Origin of the sequence: Haloterrigena salina JCM 13891 (assembly GCF_000337495.1) — an archaeon.
GTDB lineage: Archaea > Halobacteriota > Halobacteria > Halobacteriales > Natrialbaceae > Haloterrigena > Haloterrigena salina.
In genome coordinates, this window is sequence record NZ_AOIS01000029.1 from 75,209 (window position 1) to 96,533 (window position 21,325).

The 21,325-nt window shown below is 65.5% G+C and carries 22 protein-coding genes; 12 read left to right on the forward strand and 10 right to left on the reverse strand.

The window, feature by feature from the left end; genetic code table 11:
* Positions 1–105 precede the first annotated feature (105 nt).
* Positions 106–1,365 carry a peptide chain release factor aRF-1 gene (gene prf1, locus C477_RS07805; RefSeq protein WP_008893921.1) on the reverse strand — a complete coding sequence of 420 codons (1,260 nt, stop codon included), beginning with the start codon at positions 1,363–1,365 and terminating at the stop codon, positions 106–108.
* Positions 1,366–1,547: 182 nt separating this feature from the next.
* Here prf1 and minD point away from each other — a divergent pair, with 182 nt between their 5' ends.
* Complete coding sequence (minD, locus tag C477_RS07810) at positions 1,548–2,423, forward strand: cell division ATPase MinD (protein WP_008893922.1); 876 nt, start codon at positions 1,548–1,550, stop codon at positions 2,421–2,423.
* Between the two features lie 327 nt (positions 2,424–2,750).
* Complete coding sequence (locus C477_RS07815) at positions 2,751–3,344, forward strand: hypothetical protein (RefSeq protein ID WP_008893923.1); 594 nt, start codon at positions 2,751–2,753, stop codon at positions 3,342–3,344.
* 143 nt (positions 3,345–3,487) lie between these two features.
* On the opposite strand, the gene argS is transcribed toward C477_RS07815, so the two are convergent.
* From argS to C477_RS07835, 4 genes are read right to left on the reverse strand one after another with little or no spacing between them, the layout of a single operon-like run.
* Entirely contained in the window at positions 3,488–5,275 is a 1,788-nt protein-coding gene (gene argS / locus C477_RS07820) for an arginine--tRNA ligase (protein ID WP_008893924.1), read from the reverse strand.
* 58 nt (positions 5,276–5,333) lie between these two features.
* Complete coding sequence (locus tag C477_RS07825) at positions 5,334–5,870, reverse strand: NUDIX hydrolase (RefSeq protein WP_008893925.1); 537 nt, start codon at positions 5,868–5,870, stop codon at positions 5,334–5,336.
* A gap of 25 nt (positions 5,871–5,895) precedes the next feature.
* Positions 5,896–7,056 (reverse strand): pyridoxal-phosphate dependent enzyme, encoded by a 1,161-nt coding sequence (locus C477_RS07830; RefSeq protein WP_008893926.1) that lies wholly within the window; start codon positions 7,054–7,056, stop codon positions 5,896–5,898.
* Between the two features lies 1 nt (position 7,057).
* Complete coding sequence (locus C477_RS07835) at positions 7,058–8,017, reverse strand: succinylglutamate desuccinylase/aspartoacylase family protein (protein ID WP_008893927.1); 960 nt, start codon at positions 8,015–8,017, stop codon at positions 7,058–7,060.
* 160 nt (positions 8,018–8,177) lie between these two features.
* On the opposite strand from C477_RS07835, the gene C477_RS07840 reads away from it, so the two are divergent.
* Positions 8,178–9,566, forward strand: coding sequence for an MFS transporter (locus C477_RS07840; protein WP_008893928.1), 1,389 nt, complete (start codon positions 8,178–8,180; stop codon positions 9,564–9,566).
* Between the two features lie 66 nt (positions 9,567–9,632).
* On the opposite strand, the gene C477_RS07845 is transcribed toward C477_RS07840, so the two are convergent.
* On the reverse strand, positions 9,633–11,162 hold the full coding sequence (locus C477_RS07845; protein WP_008893929.1) for a stage II sporulation protein M: 1,530 nt from the start codon (positions 11,160–11,162) through the stop codon (positions 9,633–9,635).
* Positions 11,163–11,322: 160 nt separating this feature from the next.
* Here C477_RS07845 and C477_RS07850 point away from each other — a divergent pair, with 160 nt between their 5' ends.
* Positions 11,323–12,489, forward strand: coding sequence for an MBL fold metallo-hydrolase (locus tag C477_RS07850; RefSeq protein WP_008893930.1), 1,167 nt, complete (start codon positions 11,323–11,325; stop codon positions 12,487–12,489).
* An 87-nt stretch (positions 12,490–12,576) separates the two neighbouring features.
* Entirely contained in the window at positions 12,577–12,747 is a 171-nt protein-coding gene (locus C477_RS25015) for a hypothetical protein (RefSeq protein WP_449404396.1), read from the forward strand.
* A gap of 12 nt (positions 12,748–12,759) precedes the next feature.
* Here the strand turns inward: C477_RS25015 and C477_RS07855 are convergent, their stop codons facing one another.
* Together C477_RS07855 and C477_RS07860 are read right to left on the reverse strand one after the other, a co-directional pair.
* Positions 12,760–13,149 carry a nuclear transport factor 2 family protein gene (locus C477_RS07855; protein ID WP_008893931.1) on the reverse strand — a complete coding sequence of 130 codons (390 nt, stop codon included), beginning with the start codon at positions 13,147–13,149 and terminating at the stop codon, positions 12,760–12,762.
* Between the two features lie 66 nt (positions 13,150–13,215).
* Positions 13,216–15,504 (reverse strand): amino acid permease, encoded by a 2,289-nt coding sequence (locus C477_RS07860; RefSeq protein ID WP_008893932.1) that lies wholly within the window; start codon positions 15,502–15,504, stop codon positions 13,216–13,218.
* 228 nt (positions 15,505–15,732) lie between these two features.
* Between C477_RS07860 and C477_RS07865 the strand changes: the two genes are divergently transcribed.
* The 3 genes from C477_RS07865 to C477_RS07875 all read left to right on the forward strand — a co-directional run bounded on the left by C477_RS07865 (position 15,733) and on the right by C477_RS07875 (position 16,977).
* Positions 15,733–16,074 (forward strand): TrkA C-terminal domain-containing protein, encoded by a 342-nt coding sequence (locus tag C477_RS07865; RefSeq protein ID WP_008893933.1) that lies wholly within the window; start codon positions 15,733–15,735, stop codon positions 16,072–16,074.
* A 111-nt stretch (positions 16,075–16,185) separates the two neighbouring features.
* Entirely contained in the window at positions 16,186–16,689 is a 504-nt protein-coding gene (locus C477_RS07870; RefSeq protein ID WP_008893934.1) for a DUF367 family protein, read from the forward strand.
* A gap of 138 nt (positions 16,690–16,827) precedes the next feature.
* Positions 16,828–16,977 carry a 50S ribosomal protein L40e gene (locus tag C477_RS07875; protein WP_008893935.1) on the forward strand — a complete coding sequence of 50 codons (150 nt, stop codon included), beginning with the start codon at positions 16,828–16,830 and terminating at the stop codon, positions 16,975–16,977.
* A gap of 206 nt (positions 16,978–17,183) precedes the next feature.
* Here C477_RS07875 and C477_RS07880 read toward each other — a convergent pair whose 3' ends face one another.
* Positions 17,184–17,801 (reverse strand): MBL fold metallo-hydrolase, encoded by a 618-nt coding sequence (locus C477_RS07880; protein ID WP_008893936.1) that lies wholly within the window; start codon positions 17,799–17,801, stop codon positions 17,184–17,186.
* 184 nt (positions 17,802–17,985) lie between these two features.
* Here C477_RS07880 and C477_RS07885 point away from each other — a divergent pair, with 184 nt between their 5' ends.
* The 3 genes from C477_RS07885 (at position 17,986) to C477_RS07895 (ending at position 19,632) form a co-directional block, all read left to right on the forward strand.
* Positions 17,986–18,159 carry a DUF5786 family protein gene (locus tag C477_RS07885; RefSeq protein WP_008893937.1) on the forward strand — a complete coding sequence of 58 codons (174 nt, stop codon included), beginning with the start codon at positions 17,986–17,988 and terminating at the stop codon, positions 18,157–18,159.
* Positions 18,159–18,746, forward strand: coding sequence for an endonuclease dU (locus tag C477_RS07890; protein ID WP_008893938.1), 588 nt, complete (start codon positions 18,159–18,161; stop codon positions 18,744–18,746). The genes C477_RS07885 and C477_RS07890 overlap by 1 nt, the downstream gene beginning before the upstream one ends.
* Positions 18,747–19,026: 280 nt before the next feature.
* Entirely contained in the window at positions 19,027–19,632 is a 606-nt protein-coding gene (locus C477_RS07895; RefSeq protein ID WP_008893939.1) for a uracil-DNA glycosylase, read from the forward strand.
* A gap of 12 nt (positions 19,633–19,644) precedes the next feature.
* Here the strand turns inward: C477_RS07895 and C477_RS23470 are convergent, their stop codons facing one another.
* Entirely contained in the window at positions 19,645–20,457 is an 813-nt protein-coding gene (locus tag C477_RS23470) for a hypothetical protein (RefSeq protein WP_152423293.1), read from the reverse strand.
* Positions 20,458–20,601: 144 nt separating this feature from the next.
* On the opposite strand from C477_RS23470, the gene hisH reads away from it, so the two are divergent.
* Positions 20,602–21,264 carry an imidazole glycerol phosphate synthase subunit HisH gene (gene hisH, locus C477_RS07905; RefSeq protein WP_008893941.1) on the forward strand — a complete coding sequence of 221 codons (663 nt, stop codon included), beginning with the start codon at positions 20,602–20,604 and terminating at the stop codon, positions 21,262–21,264.
* Positions 21,265–21,325 lie beyond the last annotated feature (61 nt).

The window sequence follows — 21,325 nt, forward strand, 5'->3', positions numbered from 1 at the left end:
AGGGGAACGCGTTCAATCAACGGCGGTCGACGAACGAATCGGTTTGTCCGAAGTCGAGAGCAAGGATCAGCGATCGGACGGGCGAACGGAGCGAGTATGGGGTGCTTAGACGCCGGTGGAGTACCGCAGGAGACCGGCGAAGCCGCCGAAGGCGTTGTAGAGCTGTTCGCCCTTCTCGAAGTCCGTCGAGATGAACTTGGTCTCGGTACCCCGCTGTTCGGCGATTTCGATGAGGTGGTCGATCGCGTCCTCGCGGTCGTCCTCGGTCGCCTCGACCTCGGTGCCGCAGTCGTTGCAGGAGTGGTCGGGCGTGGACTTGCGGCGGTCGATGACTTCGCGGTCGGTGTTGCCACACTCCGGACAGTCGTAGGTGACGACGTCCTTGCGGAGGTCCTCGCTGATGAGCAGCCGGTCGACCGCGCCCATCATCAGGTTCCGGCGGGTCTGCTCGAACCCGTAGGTAGCCTGATCGCCGGCGTTGAGTTCCTCGAAGAACTCCTCCATCACCTTCTTGTCCTTCATCACCTCGGCGTCGGCCAGCGCCTCCTCGGCGTTGTCGACGAGGTCCTTCAGGCCGGACTCGTCGGTGTAGGCGACGTCGAACTTGCCGATGACGTTGTCCTGGATCTCGTGGTGGAGGTAGTCACCGTCGAGGAACTCGTCTTTGGTCGGTGAGGGACCGCCGACGAGGATCCCGTCGAGTTCGTGGCGCCGGGGAACGAACAGGTCGTTCGCCATCCCCGCGACCTCCTGGTAGAAGTTGTCGATGGCCTCGAGGCGCAGGCGGGCGAATCGCTGGGCGGACTGGCCACCTTTGCGCTGCTTGCCGGGGACGAGCGAGGACGCGGACTTGACGGGTTCGATGCGCTTGCCCTTCAGCCAGCCGACGTTGGCTTCGCGCCGGTCTAAGACGATCAGGCCGTAGAGGCCCTTGTCCGCCAGCATCTCCTCTAAGGGTTCGGTCAGAAAGTCCGAGTCGCAGTGATAGCGGAAGGATTCGACGGGCTGGGGCGGGCTCTCGAGCACTCGGGTGACCATCTCGGTCCGGCCGCCGCTGCTGTCGACGGCACCCGAGAACAGCACGAGTCCGTTCTCCGGCGGATAGGTGTCGTAGTACCGAAGTCGGTCCTTGATACTCGTCAGCGCGTCCTGGACGGCCGTCCGCGTCTGTTTGGACTTGATGTTGGCCGCTTCGCTGTGTTCCTGCGTGACGTGTTGAACGACGTCACTGATCTGTCTATCGTCGGGAACGTAGATCGTCACAAGCTGCGTCCCGGACCCGTCGAAATCCTTGAGATCCTCGATGACCTTCCGGAACTCGTATTTCTTCCGGTCGGATTGCTCCTGTTCGCCCTCCTGGCTCATTGTCCCTAGGAAACGGTCCTGTGGGTAAGTATTCTTTGAGACGGCGGTGTCGACGGGAGTCCCAGCGGGCGACTACCATCGCGTTCGCGGTCGCCCGCTCGGCGTTTGCGGGCCGATGTCGAGTCGCGTGCCGAGGTCACGTTTTAAGGTCCTGCCGTTCCACTGTCCGGACAGTATCCAGTATGTCTCACGAGACGGTCTATGCTATCGCGAGCGGGAAGGGCGGCGTCGGGAAGACGACGACGACGGTGAACCTCGGCACGGCGCTGGCCCAAGCCGGCGAGCGCGTCGCCATCGTCGACGCCGACCTCGGAATGGCGAACCTCGCCGGGTTCGTCAGCCTCACCCCCGACTCGACGACGCTGCACGACGTGCTGTCCGGCGACGCGTCGATCGACGACGCCACCTACCGGATCACCGATAACATCGTCGCGGTCCCCAGCGGCACCAGCCTCGACGAATATGCCGACACCTCCCCTGAGGGCCTGCGCGAGGTCGTCGCGGACCTCCGCGAACGGTTCGACTACGTCTTTCTCGATGTCGGCGCCGGAGTCAGTCACGAAACCGTGCTCCCGCTCGGCCTTGCCGACGCCGTCGTTCTCGTCTCCACGCCCGAACCCGCGGCGGTCCACGACTCGAAGAAAACCCTCGAGTTGACCGAACGCGCCGGCGGCGAGGTCTCCGGACTCGTCGTCACGCGAACCCGCCCCGACAGCGACGTCTCCTACGAGGAGATCGCCGCGCGCCTCGAGACCCCGCTCCTGGCGACGATCCCCGACGATCCCGCGGCCCGCGAGAGCGTCTACGCCGGGACGCCGCTGGTCGTCTACGAACCCGACGGACCCGCCGCCGGCGCCTACCGTCAATTCGCGGCCGATCTGGCCGGCATCGCGGTCGCCGACACGACGGTAGACGCCGACGCGGCCGCCGAGTCCGAGGCCGCCGCGGCCGACTCCGCCGACTCGTCCGATGACCCCACCGATGAGGAATCCACCGAGCGGGAGGCCGCCCACGACGACGTCTCGAGTGCGATCACCGAGGCCGAATCCGACACCTGATCGGCGATTCACGGTGCTCGCCGGCTTGAGCGATGAGCTCGTCTCGCCCGGTCCGGACCGGTAGGTGGTGCCTGAACGGCTCGGTTCGCGCTTGCGGCCGCCGATTCGCGTCGGGTTCGATGTCGTTCACGAGGTCGTGATAATCAGTCAATATTGTCGTTCATACAGCACATACCGTCGAGCGTCTCGTCGATAGCGACTCGCTCGAGTGCTAACAGCCGGCTTTCGAAAGTGAGGGGCCATTCTTTCGGAAAAACTCTCCGCGTAACCGTTGAACTGACTGTAACGATCTAATTACTAATCAAATCCCGTAGCGATCGGTCGCCCATGGAGCGACGAAAGATCCTCCTTGGCAGTGGCGCAGCGCTCACAACCGCACTCGCGGGCTGTACCGGCAGCGGCAGTAACGACGACGATTCGGACGACGACAGCGACGATACCGAGTCGATCACCGACGACGAGTCCGAGAACGAAACCGAAAACTCCGAGAACGACGGGACGGAGAACGAAGCGTCCGAGAACGGCGACGAGAGCGACTCCGAGGACTCCGACGGAACCGACGAGACTGCCAGTACGGATATCCCCGGGTTCGACGGCTCGAAACTCTCCCTCGAGAGCGACGAAGTCTCGGTCTCGTCCGTCGAGCAAGCGGACAGCACGGTCGATGTCGTCGCGACGAGCGAGATCACCGATTACCAGAAACTGTACGCGGAACTGGAGACGCTGGCCGAGGCACACGAGAGCGCGATCGTCGACACCGAGGCGTTCGCGGACGCGATCGACGCCGTCGACTGGGTCATCGACCACGACGCCAAGCGGGTGGTTTCGTTCTCCGTGAAGACCGACTGGCTCGTCGACTACCAGAACGGCGACCTCTCGGCGGAGGCGCTCCTCGAGAACGTCAAGTCGACGGCCGAGTGAGCCGTTCCAGCGACCGATCGACGTTCGACGCAACCGGTCTTTTTGACGCCGTCGACCGCCGTCAGCGGCGCCTGGCGGTAGCCGCGAGCGATCCGACCGCCGTCAGCGGCGCCTGGCGGTAGCCGCGAGCGATCCGACCGCCGTCACATCGAGCGCGGCGCTTCGACGCCGAGGATCGACAGCGCGTTGGCGACCGTGTGTTTCGACGCGGCCACGAGCGCGAGTCGGGCCTCCCTGACGTCCGGGTCGACGTCGTCGGAAAGCACCGGACACTCCCGGTAGAAGGCGTTGAACCGGTCGGCGAACCCGCGCGTGTAGGTCGCGATCTGGTGGGGCTCGAGGTCGTCGGCCGCCTCGTCGACGACTGCCGGGAACCGCGCGATCGTCTCGAGGAGGTCGCGTTCGGCCTCGGTCTCGAGCAGGTCGGCCTTGAGGGCCTCGAGTTCGACGTCTTGCTCCGCGAGGGCGGTCTCGGGGTCGAGACCGGCCTCCTCCAGAATCCCGCAACAGCGCGCGTGGACGTACTGGACGTACGGTGCCGACTGGGCCTCGAAGTCTAAGGCCTGGTCCCACTCGAAGGTGATCGCCTTCGTCGGCTGTTTGGAGACGATGTCGTAGCGAACCGCGCCGATACCGACCTGGTGGGCGATCCGCTCGATGTCGTCCTCGTCTAAATCGTCGTCGCGGATGCGGTCGTCCAGGCGGTCCTCGACCTCCTCGCGGGCGCGGTCGATCGCCTCGTCGAGCAGGTCGTCTAAGTCGACGCCCGTGCCGCGTCGCGTCGACATCTTCCCCTCGGGGAGGTTGACGTACGAGTAGAGCACCTGCTGGAGTTGCTCGGTGTCGTTGCCGAGCAACTCGAGGGTCGTGTTGAGCTGTCTGGCCTGCAGCTTGTGGTCCTCGCCCAGCACGGTCACCGCGCGATCGTAGTTGTCGAACTTCCACTCGTGGTGGGCCAGGTCGCGGGTGGCGTACAGCGAGGTGCCGTCCGAGCGCAGGAAGACGAGGTTCTTGTCGATGCCGTGATCGTCCAGTTCGAGCTGCCAGGCGTCCTCCTCGTAGACCGATTCGTCGAGTTCCTGCAGTCGGTCGACGAGGTCGTCGGTGTCCCCGTTGCGCATGAACCGCGTCTCCTTGACGAACTCGTCGAACTCCGCGGGGAGTCGCTCGAGACAGGCCGTCATTCCACCGAGCACCTGATCGACGACTTCGCTGACTCGCTCGTAGGCCTCGTCGTCGCCCGCCTCGAGGCCCTGCATGATCGACTCGATCTCGGCCTCGGCCTCCTCGACTTCGTCTTCGGGCCCGTTCTCGAGGAAGGCGTTGCCTTTCCGGTAGTAGCGCACGAGGTCGTACTCTTTCCGGTCGCGTTCCGGCTCGCTCTCTAACTCCGCCTCGTCGAAGGTCTCGTAGGCCCACGTGAAGACGGCCATCTGGCGGCCGGCGTCGTTGACGTAGTAGTGGCGATCGACGTCGTAGCCGGCGTAGTCGAGCAAGTTCGCGACGGCGTCGCCGATGATCGGATTGCGGGCGCGGCCGACGTGGACCGGTCCCGTCGGGTTCGCGCTCGTGTGCTCGACGACGACGCTGGTGTCGCGGTCCTCGAGAGCGCCGTAGCTCTCGGCGGTCGCGGTCTCGAGGGTCTCGGCGAGGTAGGCGTCGCTCGGCAGGAAGTTGAGATAGGGGCCCTGCGTCTGTACCTCAGAGACGTAGGTCAGCTCGTCGGCGTCGAGTTCGTCGGCGAGTTGGCCCGCGACCTGCGGCGGCGGCGCGCCGGCCTCGCCGGCGAGTCGGAAGGCCACGCTCGAGGCGAGGACGCTGTCGACGTCTTCCGGCGGTTCTTCGATCCCGAGGTCGTCGGTCGGGAAGTCGAGTTCGGAGAGCGCCCGCTCGAGGGCGTCCTCGACCTCCGCGCGTAAGGCAAGGAACATACCCGCCCGTATTCAGGGCCGAAGTAAAGGAATGTCGGGTTCGCCCGCTCGAGGGCGACTAGTCGAAGTACGCCGCGGCCTCCCGGAACCGCTCCTCGTGGACCGGCCGAAACGTCTCGCCGGAGGCGTCGAACTCGCTCGGCGACCAGAACCGGGCCGCGCTCGCGTCGCTGCCCGCGAGCGGATCGCCGTCGGCATCGGCCCGATCGGCCACGTAGTGGACCGTCATCACGTGCTTGCCGTCCCGGGGTGCCATCGCGGACGCGCTCAGGATCTCGAGCGCGCCGGGGTCGACGCTGACGCTGGTCTCCTCCTCGAGTTCGCGCGCGGCGGCCGCCGCGGGCTCCTCGCCGAGCTCGATGTGGCCGCCGGGGAGGGTCCACTCGCCGACGCCCGGCGGGACCCCGCGTTCGACGCAGAGCACCCTCGCGTCCGCCCGCGAGCGATCGACGATCGCGACGCTCGCACAGGGGACCGGATTGTGCCAGACCACGTCTCCGCAGGCCGGACAGCGCTCGCGCTCGCGGCCGTCGACGGTGGCCGTCTCGAGGCGGGTACCGCAGTCGGGACAGAACGTCGGCGGTCGACTGACCATCTGTTCGAGTTTCGGAACCGCGTCCTCAAAGGGTTTTCAGTCCGCTGCCGGTCAGGGGGACGACGACGTCGGCGTCGGCGTCGAGAACGTCGTCGTCGCGGTACTGCTCGAGCGCCGCGGGGGCGACCGCGCAGGTGGGTTCGACGTAGAAACCGCCGCGGTGGAGACGGTCGAGCGCGGTCTCGATCGGGTCCGCGCCGAGGGCGATGGCGTCGCCGCCGGTCTCCTCGATGGCTCGGAGGATCTCGTCCTTCCGGGCCGGTTCGGCGATCCTGATTCCGTCGGCGATATCGGCCCCGTCGGTGTCTCCGTCCTCCTCGGTCCGCTGTCCGCCGAGTTCGTCGACGATCGGGGTGTATCCCGTCGCCTGCGCGCCGAGCAGTCGGGGCATGCCGTCGACGATCCCGGCCTCGTTGAGCAGCGAAAAGCCGCGGTAGGCCCCCAGGAACAGCGTCCCGTGGCCGATCGGAAGCACGACGGCGTCGGGAACGGTCCACCCCTGTTGGGCGGCGATTTCGAACGCGAACGTCATCGTGCCCGCGTAGAACGCCGGGTTCCAGGCGTGGCTGGCGTACCATCCTTCACCGGCTTGTCGCGGGGTGTCCCCGCTCGTCCCTTCCGAGGCGCTTCGCGCCTCGCCCTCGACGGCGTCGATACAGGCGTCTGTAACGTCCTGTCGGCTCCCCTCGACTCTGACCGGGCGGGCGTCGGCCCGCTGGATGGCCATCAGCTTCGACTGTTTGACGTCCGCCGGCACGTAGATGTCCGCCTCGAGGCCGGCGCGGGCCGCGTAGGTCGCGATCGCGGCGCCGGCGTTGCCCGAGGAGTCATCGATGACCTTCTCGACGCCGAGTTCGACCGCTCGCGAGAGCGTCGTCGTCGCGCCCCGATCCTTGAACGAGCCCGTCGGGAACACGTACTCGAGTTTGAACTCGGCGTCCCAGTCGGGCGCGTCGACGAGCGGGGTAAACCCCTCGTGAAAGGTCACGTGCTTCTCGATGGGCAGGAACTCGAAGAACGTCCAGAGCCCCTCGGTGGTATCGAGGCTCTGCAGCGGCAGGGGGTCGCCCTGCGGATGCGGCCGGTCGATGAACTCGAGGGCGCCCCCGCAGGAACAGCGCCACGGTTCGGACGGGCCGGCCTCGTAGACGGTCTCGCAGTTCGGGCAGATGAGATCGGATGCCATGTCAGTAGTCGTCGATGTCGGTGGCGACTGAGCAGACGTACTCGCCGCTGGCGACCTGGGGCAGCCGTCGGGTCCGCCAGAGGATGCCGTTGCTGTCGGCGGTCACCTCTGCCTTCCGTTCGCCGAAGGGGGTCGTCAGTTCGAACAGCAGGTCGCCGCGGCGGACGCGCTCGCCGAGCTCGCGCTCGAAGGAGATCAGACCGCCGCCGGGCGCGCCGTACTGTTCGAACCCGTTGGCCCGGGTCTGGGTCTCGACGGTCGTCTCCCCCTCGAGGAAGCCGTAGTAGTTCAGGACGTTGAACACGCCCTCGACGCCCTTGCGGATGCTCTCTTCGTCCCAGCCGACGGTGCCGCCGAGTTCTGGATCGACGGTCGGGATCCCCTCGTCCGGGGCGGCGCGAGCCAGCTGGCCGTCGGGTCCCTTCTGATCGAGGATGTAGCCGCAGCCGAAGACCTTCGCGAGTTTGAGACAGTCGTCGTGAAGGCGGTGGCGTTTCCCGCAGCGCACCCGGACCTCGTCGATCATCCGGCTGGTCGAGCCCTGGTGGAGGTCGAGGATCAGATCGGCACGGGTCGCGACCTCGAACGTCGCCGCCGCGATCCGCTCGCTCGAGGTGCCGGCCTCGTTGCCGGGGTAGGCGCGATTCATCTTCGTGTCGTCGATCGGATTCCGGTGTTCGGCGACCTGGAACGCGTGGTAGTTGACGATCCCGACGATCAGGATCGTCCCGGTGATTTCGGCGGGATCGAGCTGCGGGACGACGCGCTGGAGAACGCCGACGCCGTTGAGTTCGTCGCCGTCGCTTGCCGCCTGCAGATAGAGCGTCTTTCCCGCACGGGCGCCGTTGATCACGGCGACCGGTAACCCGAACGAGCTCCCGTCCCGGGTTTCGCCGACCTCGAGACGGCCCGTATCCATCTCGCCGGGGGCCGCACTCGCCGTTCCGAGCGTCGTCGTCATGTCCCTGTGGACGGACCCGTTCGCCTTTATTGGTTCGGTGTTCGCCAGCGAGCGGGCAGTTCCGACAGTATCGCCGGGACCTGCCCGTCGGAAACTGCGGAGCCCGACGGGCTGTCAGCTGTGGACAACAACGAAGTCACTCGGACGCTCACGTCGGACTATGAGTCTCGAGCGAGACGCTCCCGAGACCGAGACGGCCGATCCGCTGGACGCCTACCGGCAGTTCTTCGCGCTCGAACGCGACGTGCTGGTCCTCTCGGCGGCGATGTTCGCGTTCAGCCTCGGCTTCCAGATGACCAGCCGGTACATGGCCGAGTACATGTACGCGCTGGGGGCGTCGGCGTTCGTCGTCGGCCTCTTCGGGACGGTCGGGAACGTCATCAGCGCCGTCTACCCCTATCCGGGCGGGGCGATCTCCGATCGCATCGGCTCGCGGTACGCGCTGACCGCCTTCGGGCTGTGTTCGACGGTCGGCTTCGGAATCTGGTTGGCCGCTCCCCTGTTCGCCGACGTTTCCGTCGGTTCCGCGTCGCTCGCGGTCGTCGCGATCTTCGTCGGCCTGTTCTTCTCGCAGGCCTGGAAGTCGTTCGGGCTGGGCGCGACGTTTGCGATCGTCAAGCAGGCGGTCCCGCCCTCCCAGCTCGCCGCCGGCTTCGCGAGCACCGAAACGTTCCGTCGCACCGCCTTTCTCGTCGGCCCGCTGCTCGCCGCCGCGCTGTTCTACCCGTTCGGCTCGAGCGACGCCGACGTTCGGGTCGCCTTCCAGCTGATCTTGCTCGTCGCCGTGATCTTCGGAATCGTCGGGACGATCGTCCAGCACGTCCTCTACGAGGCCGGGGAGGACAGCGTCGGCAAGGAGTTCGCGGGCCTCTCGCAGGTCGTCGCCGATCTGCGGGCGATGCCCGACGAACTCCGACCGCTGCTGGTCGGCGACACCCTCGTCCGTTTCGCCAACGGAATGGTCTACGTCTTCTTCGTCATCGTCGTCACCCGGTTTCTCGAGGTCGGGCTCACCCTCTCACTGCCCGCGACGGGCACCCTCGAGCTCTCGCCCCAGTCGTACTTCGGCGTCCTGCTCGGGATCGAGATGCTCGTGGCCCTGCTGACGATGATTCCGGTCGCGAAGGCCGCCGAGCGAATCGGGCTGAAGCCGGTCGTCGCGCTGGGCTTTTTCGTCTACGCGGTCTTCCCGATCCTGCTGATCAACGCGCCGACGGAGAGCGCGGGCGCTCTCACCCTCGCCGCGCTCTTCGCCTTCTCCGGGCTGCGATTTGCGGGCCTCCCCGCGCACAAGGCGCTGATCGTCGGGCCGGCCGAACAGGGTACGGGCGGGCGCGTCACGGGCACGTACTACCTCCTCCGGAACCTGATCGTCATCCCCAGCGCCGCGCTGGGCGGCCTGCTCTGGGGCGGGTTCTCGAACCCGCTCTCCGGCCGAGAGCTATTCGCCGGTTCGCCGACGCTCGCCTTCTCCATCGCGACCGTCGTCGGACTGATCGGCACCGCCTACTTCCTGCTGTTCGGCGAGGAGTTCGAGGCCTACGCCTGATCGGCCCGGCGCCGTCGAACCGCTCGAGACGCTCGAGGCGCCCGGAGCGCGGGACGGCCGCGGCCGTCAGAACAGCAGATCTGAATAGTACGGACTCACGAAGCCCTCGATCGCCGCCGCGACCGCCAGCAGGACGCCGACGCCGACCAGCACCCAGAACGCTCGCTCGAGCGCGTCGGCGAGGTCCGTTCGGCTCGCGTCCCCGCGGAAGGTTCGCCAGCCGATCAGCCCGAGCCGGATCCCCAGCGCCGAGGCGATGAAGATCGCCGGAATCTCGAAGACTCCGTGGGGGACGACGAACGCGAGCAGTTCCGTCGGTTCGGTCTCGGTTCGCGCGAAGATCCCCATCGCGAGCCCGTTGAACAGCAGCGAGGCGACCGCGGGCACCACCAGCACGACGCCGGACAACGCCGTCGTGAGCGCGACCAGCCAGTTGTTGGCGAAGAACTCGAGAGTCGCCGCGAGCGGGTTGTGGTCGACGAGCCGCGCCGAGATCGACGTCTCGACGGTGCCCTCGACCGGCGCCGCGGCCGCCCAGCCGGCCCAGAAGCTGCCGAGGGCGAGCGCGATCACGAGGGCGTGCGTGCCGGGGGTCTCGCGGACGAACGCGACCATCTCGGACCAGCCGTACCGAACGCCGTCTCGCAGCTGTCCGCCGAGGGACCGCACTGGCGCGGTCGGCGGCTCGAGGCGCCGTCGATAGTCGTTGTAGACGGCCGTCTTCAGGAGGTCGAGGGCCGGAAACACGACCAGCGGCGTCACCAGCGACAGCAACGTGGCGACGTCGACGAACGTGATTACCGCCGAGAGCACCGCGAGCGCGATCGTCGTCCCGAGCGCGACGGCGTAGTAGACGCCCGCCTCGAGAGGCCGCGATCGGACAAACCCGAGCGCGTTCGTCACCGCGTCGACCGCGGTCGTGTCGTCGACGACGACGGCGACCGACGCGAACGCGAACACCGCGCGGACCGCGAGCAGCGCGGCGAGGATCACGAGCCCGGCGACGGCGCCGACGAGGAGCGCGGGGCCGCCCGACCCGGTCGACAACGTGACGATGCCGGCGACGACTCCCACTACCAGCCCGATCGTCAGCAGGACGGCGAGCCACGCCAGCAACTCGAGGAGGTAGAGCCCGAGGAATCGCAGCCAGTAGCGGCGCGCGCCCGCGAATCCGGCCGCCACCCCTCGGTTCCCGCGGAGCCGCGCGGAACAGGCCGTCAGCTGTCCGGCGGCGACGGCCGCGTACAGGACGATCCACACGACAAGCGCCGCGCCGATCGCCACGACGGCCAGCAGAATCAGCGTCGGCGTGAACAGCTGGTCGACGAGCACGTCGAACTGGCTGGCCCACGCTTCGAACGCCTCGGGGTCGGTGTTCGGGTCCGGCGGCTCGGTGTTCAGGTCCTGTAGCTCCGCGACGATCGTCGCGAGTCGGCCGGTCGTCGCGAGGTAGACGTAGGCGATCACCGTCGCGAGAAACGGGACGACGCGGGCGATCGCGGGGACGGCGGCGCCGAGAACGTACCAGGGGAGGAGATCGCCCGGACGGCGACGCACTGCGGCGATGGCCGCGTCGACGGCCTCTGAGAGGGACATACCGATCGTTCGTCCGTGTATCAGTTAAATGGACCTCCCTTCCGGAACGACAGTTGAACGAGTTCGACGCCCCCGGTGTCGGTCGCGCGGTGAGCGGCCGCGGATCCCACAGCGGCACCTGCGCGGCGAGACTTACATCGCGCGCTCTCGTACGGTTCGTATGGTCACCACGCTCTCGGCCGACCGGCTCGCCGAACTCGTCGACGAAAACGACGCGGTCACCCTCGTGGATACCCGGCCCGAAGACAGCTACGAGGCCTGGCACGTCCCGGGCGCGGTGCACTTCCCCTTCGGCCCCGAGGAGGAACTGGACGACCGCCTCGAGGAATTCGAGGACGCCGTCGGCGACGCCGACCGCGTGATCACGATCTGCGCGAAGGGGATCTCGTCGGGCAACCTGGCGACCCGACTCGAGTCGGCCACCGACGCCTACGACGTGGCGACGGTCGACGGCGGGATGACGGGCTGGAGCGGCGTCTACGAGCACGTCGAGCTCGACGTCGGCGGCGACGGCACCGGGACCGCGACGGACGCCCCGACGATCGTCCAACTCCAGCGGCGGGCGAAGGGCTGTCTGGGCTACGTCGTCGGCTGTCCGGCGACGGGCGAGGCGATCGTCGTCGACCCGACGGACGATATCGACGAGTACGAGGTCGCCGCGGAAGAGGTCGATCTGACGATCGCCGGCGTCGTCGACACCCACGTCCACGCCGACCACATTTCCGGCGGTCGGGAGTTGGCCGACAGTCTCGCGGTCCCCTACTACCTCGGCGCGCGAGCGGCCGACCGCGGCGTCGACTACGCGTTCACGCCCCTCGAGCGAAACGAGGTCCTCGACGTCGGGGACCTCGAGGTCAAGGCGCTGGCGGCGCCGGGCCACACCAGCGAGATGATCACTCTGCTCGTCGACGGCGCGGCCCTGCTGACCGCTGACACGCTGCACGTCGACTCGGTGGGGCGAACCGAACTCGAGTTTAGCCAGAACGAAGGTGAGGAAGGTGCCGAGCTGCTCTACGAGACGCTCCACCGGACGATCCTGGCCGAACCCGAGGACGTCGTCGTCTTGCCGGGCCACGTCACCGTCACTTCCGAGGGCGAGTTCGAGCACGGCCGGCCGGGAGAACCGATCGCGACGACCGTCCGCGAGGCTCGCATCGGGATCGACCTGCTCGGCCTCGGGGAGGAGGAGTTCGTCGAGCGCATGGCCGACGCCGGCGAGAAGCCGGCGAACTACGAGGAGATCATCGACCTGAACCGCGGCCGCGAGGAGCGACCGCCCGAGGATCGCACGGAACTCGAGTTGGGGCCGAACAACTGTTCGGCGTGAGCGCTCCCTGGGTGCGACACGGATTCCACCGTACTTCGGAGGATAGGTTATATACTACTGTGGCATACTATCCCATAGTGATATCGAATGCAGGTTACAGCGATCCGCGAAGCCGAATGTCCGCAGTGTGGGAACCGAACGAGTATCCCCGTTCCCGTTCGTAGCGACGACCGCACGTCCGCCCGCCTCGGGACGCGGTTCGGCGAACGGCGGTCCGTGACCTGTTCCAACGGCCACTCCTACTGGGTGTCGCTCTGACTCTCCGCGAGGTCACCGCGAGTACGTCTCGAGGCGAGCGATTCGAACGTCTCCGTTTTCATCTCCGTCCCCGTCCTCGAGGTCGAAGAAGTCCGCGAACTCGAACAGCGTCTGCTCCCCGTCGGCGTCGAGAACCCGACCCCGGACCGCGACGCGGTCGGCTCCGCTGTCGGCGACGACGCCCTCGAGTTCGTGGCTGGTGTCGGGGTTGGGCCGATCGTCGCGCATGAAGCGGACGAACGCCGCGCGGTCCTCGAACGTCCGATCCGGCCGCCGCTGGACGAAGTCGGGTGTCAGGAGGTCCTCGAGCGTCTCGTAGTCGCGCTCGTCGAGGGCGTCGTAGTAGCGACGGACGAGCGACGCGGCGTCCGGATCGTCGGTCGGATTCGGCTCCGTGCCCATACCCGACCGTTCGGCGCCACCGCCAAAAGCACTCGAGATCTCGTCTTCGGACTGGCGGGGGCCGAGTCAGTCCGTCTCCTCGGTGCCCAGTAGTCGTTCGCGCATACTCCGCTTTCGGGCCGTCTCCGCGAGGAGTACCGAACATTCGACGTCGTCGAGGACGTCGATAACCAGCGATCCCTGGATGAGTCGCGACAGCAGCCCCTCTCCGGTCGCGCCGATCACCAGGAACGTCGCGTCGCTGGCCGCGTCGGCGATCGCGGTCTCGACGTCTCGGTCGTCGACGACCAGGTCGGCGTCGCCGAGGCCGTTCTCGACCGCCCACTCCTCGAGGAATCGCTCGCCGTCCTCGCGAGTCTCGTCGTCATCGAGGGCGTGCAGGAGCGCCACGCGTGAACCGAACTCGTCGCGAAGCAGTCGGACGACCTCCGCTCCGAGCGCCGAGTCGGGGCCGCCGGCGGTCGGCAACAGCACGTGCGACGGATCGAAGCCGCGATCCTTCAGGACGAGGAAGTCACAGGGGAGGTCGTGGGTCAGCTCGTCGAGTCGCGACTCGGCGCGGCCGTGCGTGGCGGCGCCCCAGCCCATGACGACCTGATCGACGTCGAAGGCGCGAGCGGCGTCGAAGATCTCCTCGAACGATCGGTGTGAGAGTATCGTGTGCGTCTCGAGCGGGACGCCGAACGTCTCGGCGTCGTCGCGGGCCTGCGCGAGCAACTTCTCCGATTCGGCGTCGACCCGCCCCTCCTGTTCGGCGCGTTCGAGCGGCGTCTGGTCGGGTACCTGGACGATGTGGACCGCGTGAACTGTGCCGCCGCGTTGCTTCGCGATCGCGCCGGCCAGCGTGATGAGTTCCGTTTCGGTTCGTGGATTCGCCAACGGCACCATGACGTCGAACTCGTCGGCGTCCGACTCGCGCGCGGCGTTGGGTCGGATGGAATCGGCCGCGGCCACCGCCGGTTCGGGCATCTCCTCGGATCGGTCGAGGACCCAGTTGACGAACACGCCCGCGCTCTCGACGCGTTTGCGCGCGTACAGCAGGTACCACAGCGCCGCGAAGGCGACGAGCCCCGCCGAGAGTGCGATGACGACCGGCTCGATGTACGCGATCAGCGCGAACGACGAAATCATCCCGATAATCGGGACGAACGGATACAACGGCACCTCGAAGTCCGGATCGTAATCGGCCGGATCGGCCTCCCGCATCACGATCAGCGCGATGTTCAACAACCCGTAGACGATCAAGTGGAGGACCGACCCCGCGGTCGACAGCAACTCGAGGTTGCCGAACAAAAGGAAGACGATGATGAGCGCCCCGGTGATCAGGATCGACTTGTAAGGCGTTCCGAACCGGTCGTGAATCTCGTTGACCGACGGCGAGATGATCTTCTCTCGACCCATCGCGAAATTGATCCGGGACGAGGAGAGGATCGACGCGTTGGCGCTCGAGGCCGTCGCCAGGAGCCCGCCGAACAGCAGCATTCCCCAGCCGAGGGCGCCGAGACCGACGCCGAACACGGAGTACTGTCCGAACAGCAACTCGGCGGCCTCGACGACCGCGGTCTCGTTGTCGGCCACCAACTCGGTCGGCACGGCTGCCAGCAACACGACGAGGAACAGCGCGTAGACGACCGTGACGATGAGAACGGAGCCGATAACGGCCAGCGGAAGGTTCCGGCCGGGGTCTTTGATCTCTTCGGCGACGGACGTGATCTGGACGAACCCGAGGTACGAGACGAAGACGATTGCGGTCACCGGAAGCACTTCGCCGGTCGTTCCCGGCGGTGCGATCGGTCGTAGCGAATCCAAATCGGCGTTCAGGAGCCCGATGACGGTGAACGCCGAGAGGATAGCGAGGAGCGTGAGAACGATCGCGACCTGCAATCCGCCGGTTTCCTTCGCGCCGAGATAGTTGACGGCGATGAACAGCGCCGCACCGACGAGGCCGATCGTCTGGGCGGCCGTCACGGTCACCGGGCCGAGCGCGAACGTCGGGACGCCGACCAGTTGGTTGACGTACTCCCCGAAGCCGTACATATAGAACGCAGACGCGAACGCCAGCCCGAGCCAGTTCGCCCACCCGCTTATCGATCCGAACATCGGTCCGAGCGCGCGATTGATGTAGAAGTAGGCGCCACCGGACTTGGGCATCGCCGTCCCCAGCTCCGAGGCCGACAGCGCCGTAAACAGCGCGGTCACGCCGCCGATGACGAACGTGGCGGCCGCGAGCGGACCCGCTCGCGCAACCGCGGTCCCCGGCAGGACGAAGATACCGGCGCCGATCATCGTCCCGATGCCGATCGTGAGCGCCGAGAGGAGGCCGAGGTCCTTCGCGAGTTCCTCGTCGGCGCTCATGCGGTCCCCCCGCCCCGTGGCACTTTCCTACTCGTCGGTCCGAACGCGACGATCGGCGGAAGCCGTTTCGACAACTCGAGCGAACGGTAACGACGATTCATTAGGTCGAAATTGAGGAGAAAGCCGTGATAAAACTCCTGATGCAATCGCAATCGAGGTCGGCTCGGAAACGACGTCCTAACCCGGAACACTGTGTCAGGCACCCGCCCTAAAGGGGTGGGCTTGTCAGTGGCCTCCCGCTCTGACCACAGGTCGTGGCAGCCGGACGCGCCGTTCGGTCCCGACGAAGGAACGAGCTGCGACCGGATCACCGACTTCGTCACTCTCTCGGGCGACGTCGAAGTCGCCGTCAACGACGAGGCGCCCATCGCCGACCTGATCCTCGAGCACGCGGTTCGACGGCAGACCCTCCCCGAAGAGAGCCTCGTGATCGCGATCGAGCGGGGCGACACCGTCCTGGCGCCACACGGCGAGACGACGATCGGAGCCGACGACATCGTCACCGCGTTCCCGAAGGGCGGGATCGGCTCGAGGACGCTCGACGCGCTCCGTCGCGATGGACCGTCGTGACGCCCGTCTCGAACCTGTGGCCGGACACCGCTGTCTCGAGAACCGACTCGCTCCGCAGTTCGTGGCACCCATTCCGCGGCGCTTTTCTCCCGTTGTGTCCAACGCTCCGCCGTGGAGTGTCACGTCTACTACGAGGGCGACGACGACCCGAACAAGTGCACCGCCAAGCGCCTCGAGAAATTCGACGAGGCGACCCTCTACCGGTCGATGGGGCAGGTGCCCTACGGCGTCGTCCTCAACCCCCACGCCGAGCAGGCGCTGTCGCCGGCCGACGCCGAGGAGGGGCTGGAGACGCTGGTCGCGCTCGACTGCTCGTGGGAGTCCGCCGAGGCGGCGTCGTTCAAAATGCGCGGCGTCCACCGGGCGCTGCCCTTCCTCGTCGCCGCGAACCCGGTCAACTACGGGCGGCCGTTCCGGCTGACCACCGTCGAGGCGCTGGCCGCCGCCTGCTGTATCTTCGGCGACCGAGAGCGAGCCGCGGAACTGCTCGAGCCGTTCCGCTGGGGCGAGACCTTCCTGACGCTCAACGAGGAGCCCCTGCGAAGATACAGCGAGTGCGCCGACTCGAGCGAGGTCGTCGCGGTCCAGGAGGAGTATCTGGCCGACGAGGAGTGACTGTCGTCGACGAGGCGTGTCAGCGGCCCTGATCGACGAGGAGCGATCGGCGACCACACGAGACGGTCGCCAGCCGGCTCGGTGGGACGGGGCCGTACAATCACAGCGATTATATGCACCACTGGCTAACGGGCCGGTATGCCAAGTTTCGACGCCGCCGAGAAACGGACGCTCGAGAAGATGATCTGCATGCGCTGTAACGCCCGCAACTCCCCGGGAGCCGACCGCTGTCGCAAGTGCGGCTACAAGAACCTCCGCCCCAAGGCGAAGGAACCGCGCGCCGCATAACGCGGACGTTCCGTTTTCGTTCTCTCAGCACCGTCCCTCGAGTGGCGACTGCGCTCTTTCGAGTGGCGACTGCGCTCTTTCGAGTGGCGACTGCGCTCTTTCGAGTGGCGACTGCGCTCTTTCGAGTGGCGTCTGCGTCCCTTCAAGTGGCGTCTGTGCCGTCGAAATGGCGGGCGCGCGAAAAACGGGTCAGGTAGTCGACTCCGTCAGCCGTCGGGATACTTCGGCTCGCGCTTCTCCGCCCGCTCGAGGGCCGTCGCTACGACGTCTCGCACCGTTCCGTGGAAGACGCCGCCGTGGCCGGCGTACATGTGTTCGACCTCCGCGGGCATGCGCTCGAGGAGGTCCTCGATGCTCTCGATGAGTCGCTCGCGGGACTGGCCGGCCATGTCGGTGCGGCCGAAGCTGCCGTAGTCGAAGGCGCCGTCGTCGTGGACGACCACGTCGCCCGAAAACAGCGACGAGTCGGAGACGAAGGAGACGTGGTCGTCGGCGTGGCCGGGCGTGTAGACGACGTCGAACGCCTCGTCGCCGATCGTCACGGTGTCGCCGTCCTCGATCACGTCGGTGCGGGTCGAGTGGTCGTCGTATGCGTAGACGTCGGGATCGAAGGCCTCGACGACGGCCTTGAGTCGGTCGACGTGATCGCCGTGCTGGTGGGTTACGACCACGCTGTCGACGTCGTCGGCGTGGCGTCGGATCTCGTCGACGACGCCGTCCCACGCGCCGGCGTCGACCAGCGTCGCCGTTCCGTCCTCGCCGATCGCGAGGAATGCGTTGCAGGTGAACGTCTCCGCGTCCTCGGTGACGTGATGGACCTCCATACCGGATGGCTCGAGCGCTGGCCCCAAAAACGGTGTCGTCGCGGGTGCTCGCTCCCGTCGCGAGTTGCGCTCGGAATGTGGACGGATGCGGACCGACGGACACAGCGTCCGCTAGCGACGACATAAACGCAGATAAACAGGTAACCACGAGATTTTTCACTCGTAAGCCCAAAGTGATCACTGTATGGGATTCGGGAGCTACGACGAATCCGAGCAACAGGAAGTCGACGCTGATTTTGATGACGACGACGCGGTAAAATCCGGTGAGAACAGCCACGAAGGGACGATCGAGTTCGAAAACGGCGCGTCCAGCGACGAACTGCTCGATCGACTCAAGGAAATCAAAGACGAGACCTGATGAAGCCCGGGGTGCGGGCGCTGGGCATCGCCGAGTCGTTTCGTCGCGATGCGGAGCAAAGCACGCTCGCCGGTGCCGTCGTCCGTGCCGACCGTGTCCTCGACGGACTGGCGTACCGTCGGTGTACCGTCGGCGGCACCGACGCGACCGAGGCCGCTGTGGAACTGGTCGCCGAGTTGGGTCGACCCGACGTCCAGTACGTCCTGCTCGGCGCCGTCGCACCCGCGTGGTACAATTTTCTCGACCCGTCTCGCGTCCAGGAGGCCGCTGATCGGCCGGTAATCACCGTCACCTTTGAGGCAAGTGACGGCCTCGAGGCCGGCCTCCGAGACGCCTTTTCCGGACGGGAACTCGAGCGGCGCCTCGAGACGTATCGCTCGCTTCCGGATCGGCGCGAACTGTCGGTCAACGACGAGACCGTCTACGTGCGCCATCGCGGCTGCGATCGCGACGAGGCGGCCACGGTCGTGCGCGCGTTCACGCCCGACGGCGGGCGGCCGGAGCCGATTCGGGTCGCGAGCACGGCGGCTCGAGCGGGCGATTCGCTCGTCGGATCGCTCGAGGACGGAGACGAAAACGCTGGGTGAGCGATGCTATGTCGCTCGGCCCGAACAGAACGTGCGATAGCAGCCCTGGTTAGCCACCGCTGGGTGGGACTGAAAGGGGCTTTCGCTCTCGGCGAACCCGGACGACGTAAGCACTGCAGGGAGTGAGCGTAGCGAACGACCGAAGCGCGCAACGAGGCCCGGGAGTCGAGAGCGAAAGGGGCTTTCACCGTAGTGTTCGTCGAAGTACTAGTGATGGTTCCTCGAGAGACTCCGGAGGAGACCCGAAAGACGTAGGAGGCGACCGCCTGTCTCAGACCGTATGGACGAGTCGGAAGCGATGGACGGCCTCTGCGTGACCGAGTGTACGCGCTGTCCGAAACTCGTGGACTCGCGGAGCCGGATCGTCAACGGCGCCGGGCCCGAGGACGCCGACCTGCTGTTCGTCGGCGAGGGGCCCGGTGCCAACGAGGACGAACAGGGCGAACCGTTCGTCGGACGCAGCGGCACCGTCCTCGACGACGGCCTGCGGACGGTCGGTCTGGATCGGACGGACATCCGCATCACCAACTGCGTGCGCTGTCGGCCGCCGGAGAACCGCGACCCCACGAAAGACGAACTCGCGAACTGCCGGGGCTACCTCGAGACCGAGATCGACCGGCTGGATCCGGACGTGATCGTCACGCTGGGGAAGGTCCCCAGCGAGCACCTGCTCGGGCGCTCGGTGGCGGTAACCAAGGAGGCCGGCTCGCTCGAGGAGGTCCGAATCAACGGGACGCCACAGCGAGTCCTCCTCTGTGTCCACCCGGCGGCGACGCTGTACGACCGCAGCCAGGAGGAGACCTTCGAGAACGCGCTCGAGCGGGCGGCAGAGCTGGCGGACGTCGGCGACGGCGACAGCGGGCAGACGCGACTCGATGGATTTTGAAAAGAAAATATATTATGTTTCTAATTCGATCTCGGGAAGATATTGCTTCGCCCATTTTTTATGCTCTTTACGTCTATCATCCGGATATCTAATCCGTCCCGAGTTATCATCGCACCAGTCAAAATACTCTATAAGCAAAATTCTCATCAAACCAGCTATTTCTTCATAATCGTTCTCTCCAAAACGGTGATGATACCAATCCAACCAAACTCTATTAAAGGGGTCATCACCTTTTGAGGAGAATCCTCTTGCAGACTCATCGATATAAACACCATAAGGGGGTGCATTAGATTCAGAATCAAATGCTTGAGATATCGGGTCTCCAAGCACAATATCACTTTTATCAACCGTTGAATTAGAATGTGAAATTGTATTATCTAATGTAGAATCGTCTATATCACTACCATGGATTATTGGTCCGTATGCGATTGAACCACGGATTATAGGAAGATAAAATATTTTATCAGTTCCAAAGATCCGATCAATTGCTGTTCGAGCCATTGTGGCAAATGTTTCTTCTAATGCTCGAACTATAGTTTCTTTATCTTCCGCTACTAAATAGAAACCATCCATAGCTGTATATACATAGAGGTCGTCTTGGATCTCTAATCGATATGTAGCACTAGCAACAGCAGTATGTAATTTGTAGATATGATTTGCAGCATGGGTAATTGAACGTAGTAGCCATGACCGGGTACCCATTAGGTCAACCCATGCGACATAGGAATTGTCTGGATCTTCCAGATCATCTGCATCAAAATATATTTTATCCCCATTATCAAATAAGTCGTGGTTTGGATTATAGACATCTGATTTATCAAGCATACTCTTGCATGTTGTTTCAAATATGATAAAGCTTCTCGTCGTAATTCATATTAGAAGAATACAATATACTTATTCCAGTAGTTATACCCGTCTCTATAGCTCTTAAACAGCAATACACTTCAAGACGGGACGCCGAATACCGGTATGAGCACGCTTTCGACTTCCAGCGAGCAGTCCCTCGCCTCGGTCGTCATCGTCGACTACGGCTTGGGGAACCTCCGGAGCGTCACTCGCGGCCTCGAGCGCGCGGACGCCGACGTCGAAATCACCGACGATCCGGCCGCCTTCGCCGACGCGGACGGCGTCGTCCTCCCCGGCGTCGGCGCGTTCCGCGAGGGCGTCGAGAATGCCGACCCGCTCCGCGAGGATCTCCTGGAGGTCGCCGAGCGCGGCACCCCGTTGTTCGGGATCTGTCTCGGCATGCAGATGTTGCTGACGACCAGCGAAGAGGGAGAGAACGACGGCGAGTCGGCCGTCCAGGGGCTGGATCTGATCCCGGGCACCAACGTCCGCTTCGCGGAGGGCCAGAAGGTGCCCCACATGGGCTGGAACGAACTGGACGTTCAGCGCGATCACCCGCTCGTCGAGGGGGTCGACGGCCAGTACGCCTACTTCGTCCACTCCTATTACGCCGTGCCCGACGACGAGAACGCGGCGGTCGCGATGACCGACTACGAACGCGAGTTCCCCTCGATCGTCGCCAACGAGGACGGGAACGTCTTCGGCACGCAGTTCCACCCCGAAAAGAGCGGGGAGACGGGACTGCAGATCCTGCGGAACTTCGTCGAAATCTGTAGTCGAGAGTAGTCGACCGCGAACGACCGGCGGGAGTGAGCGGCTTTTTGGTCCAGATTTTTGCGTGAGTGGT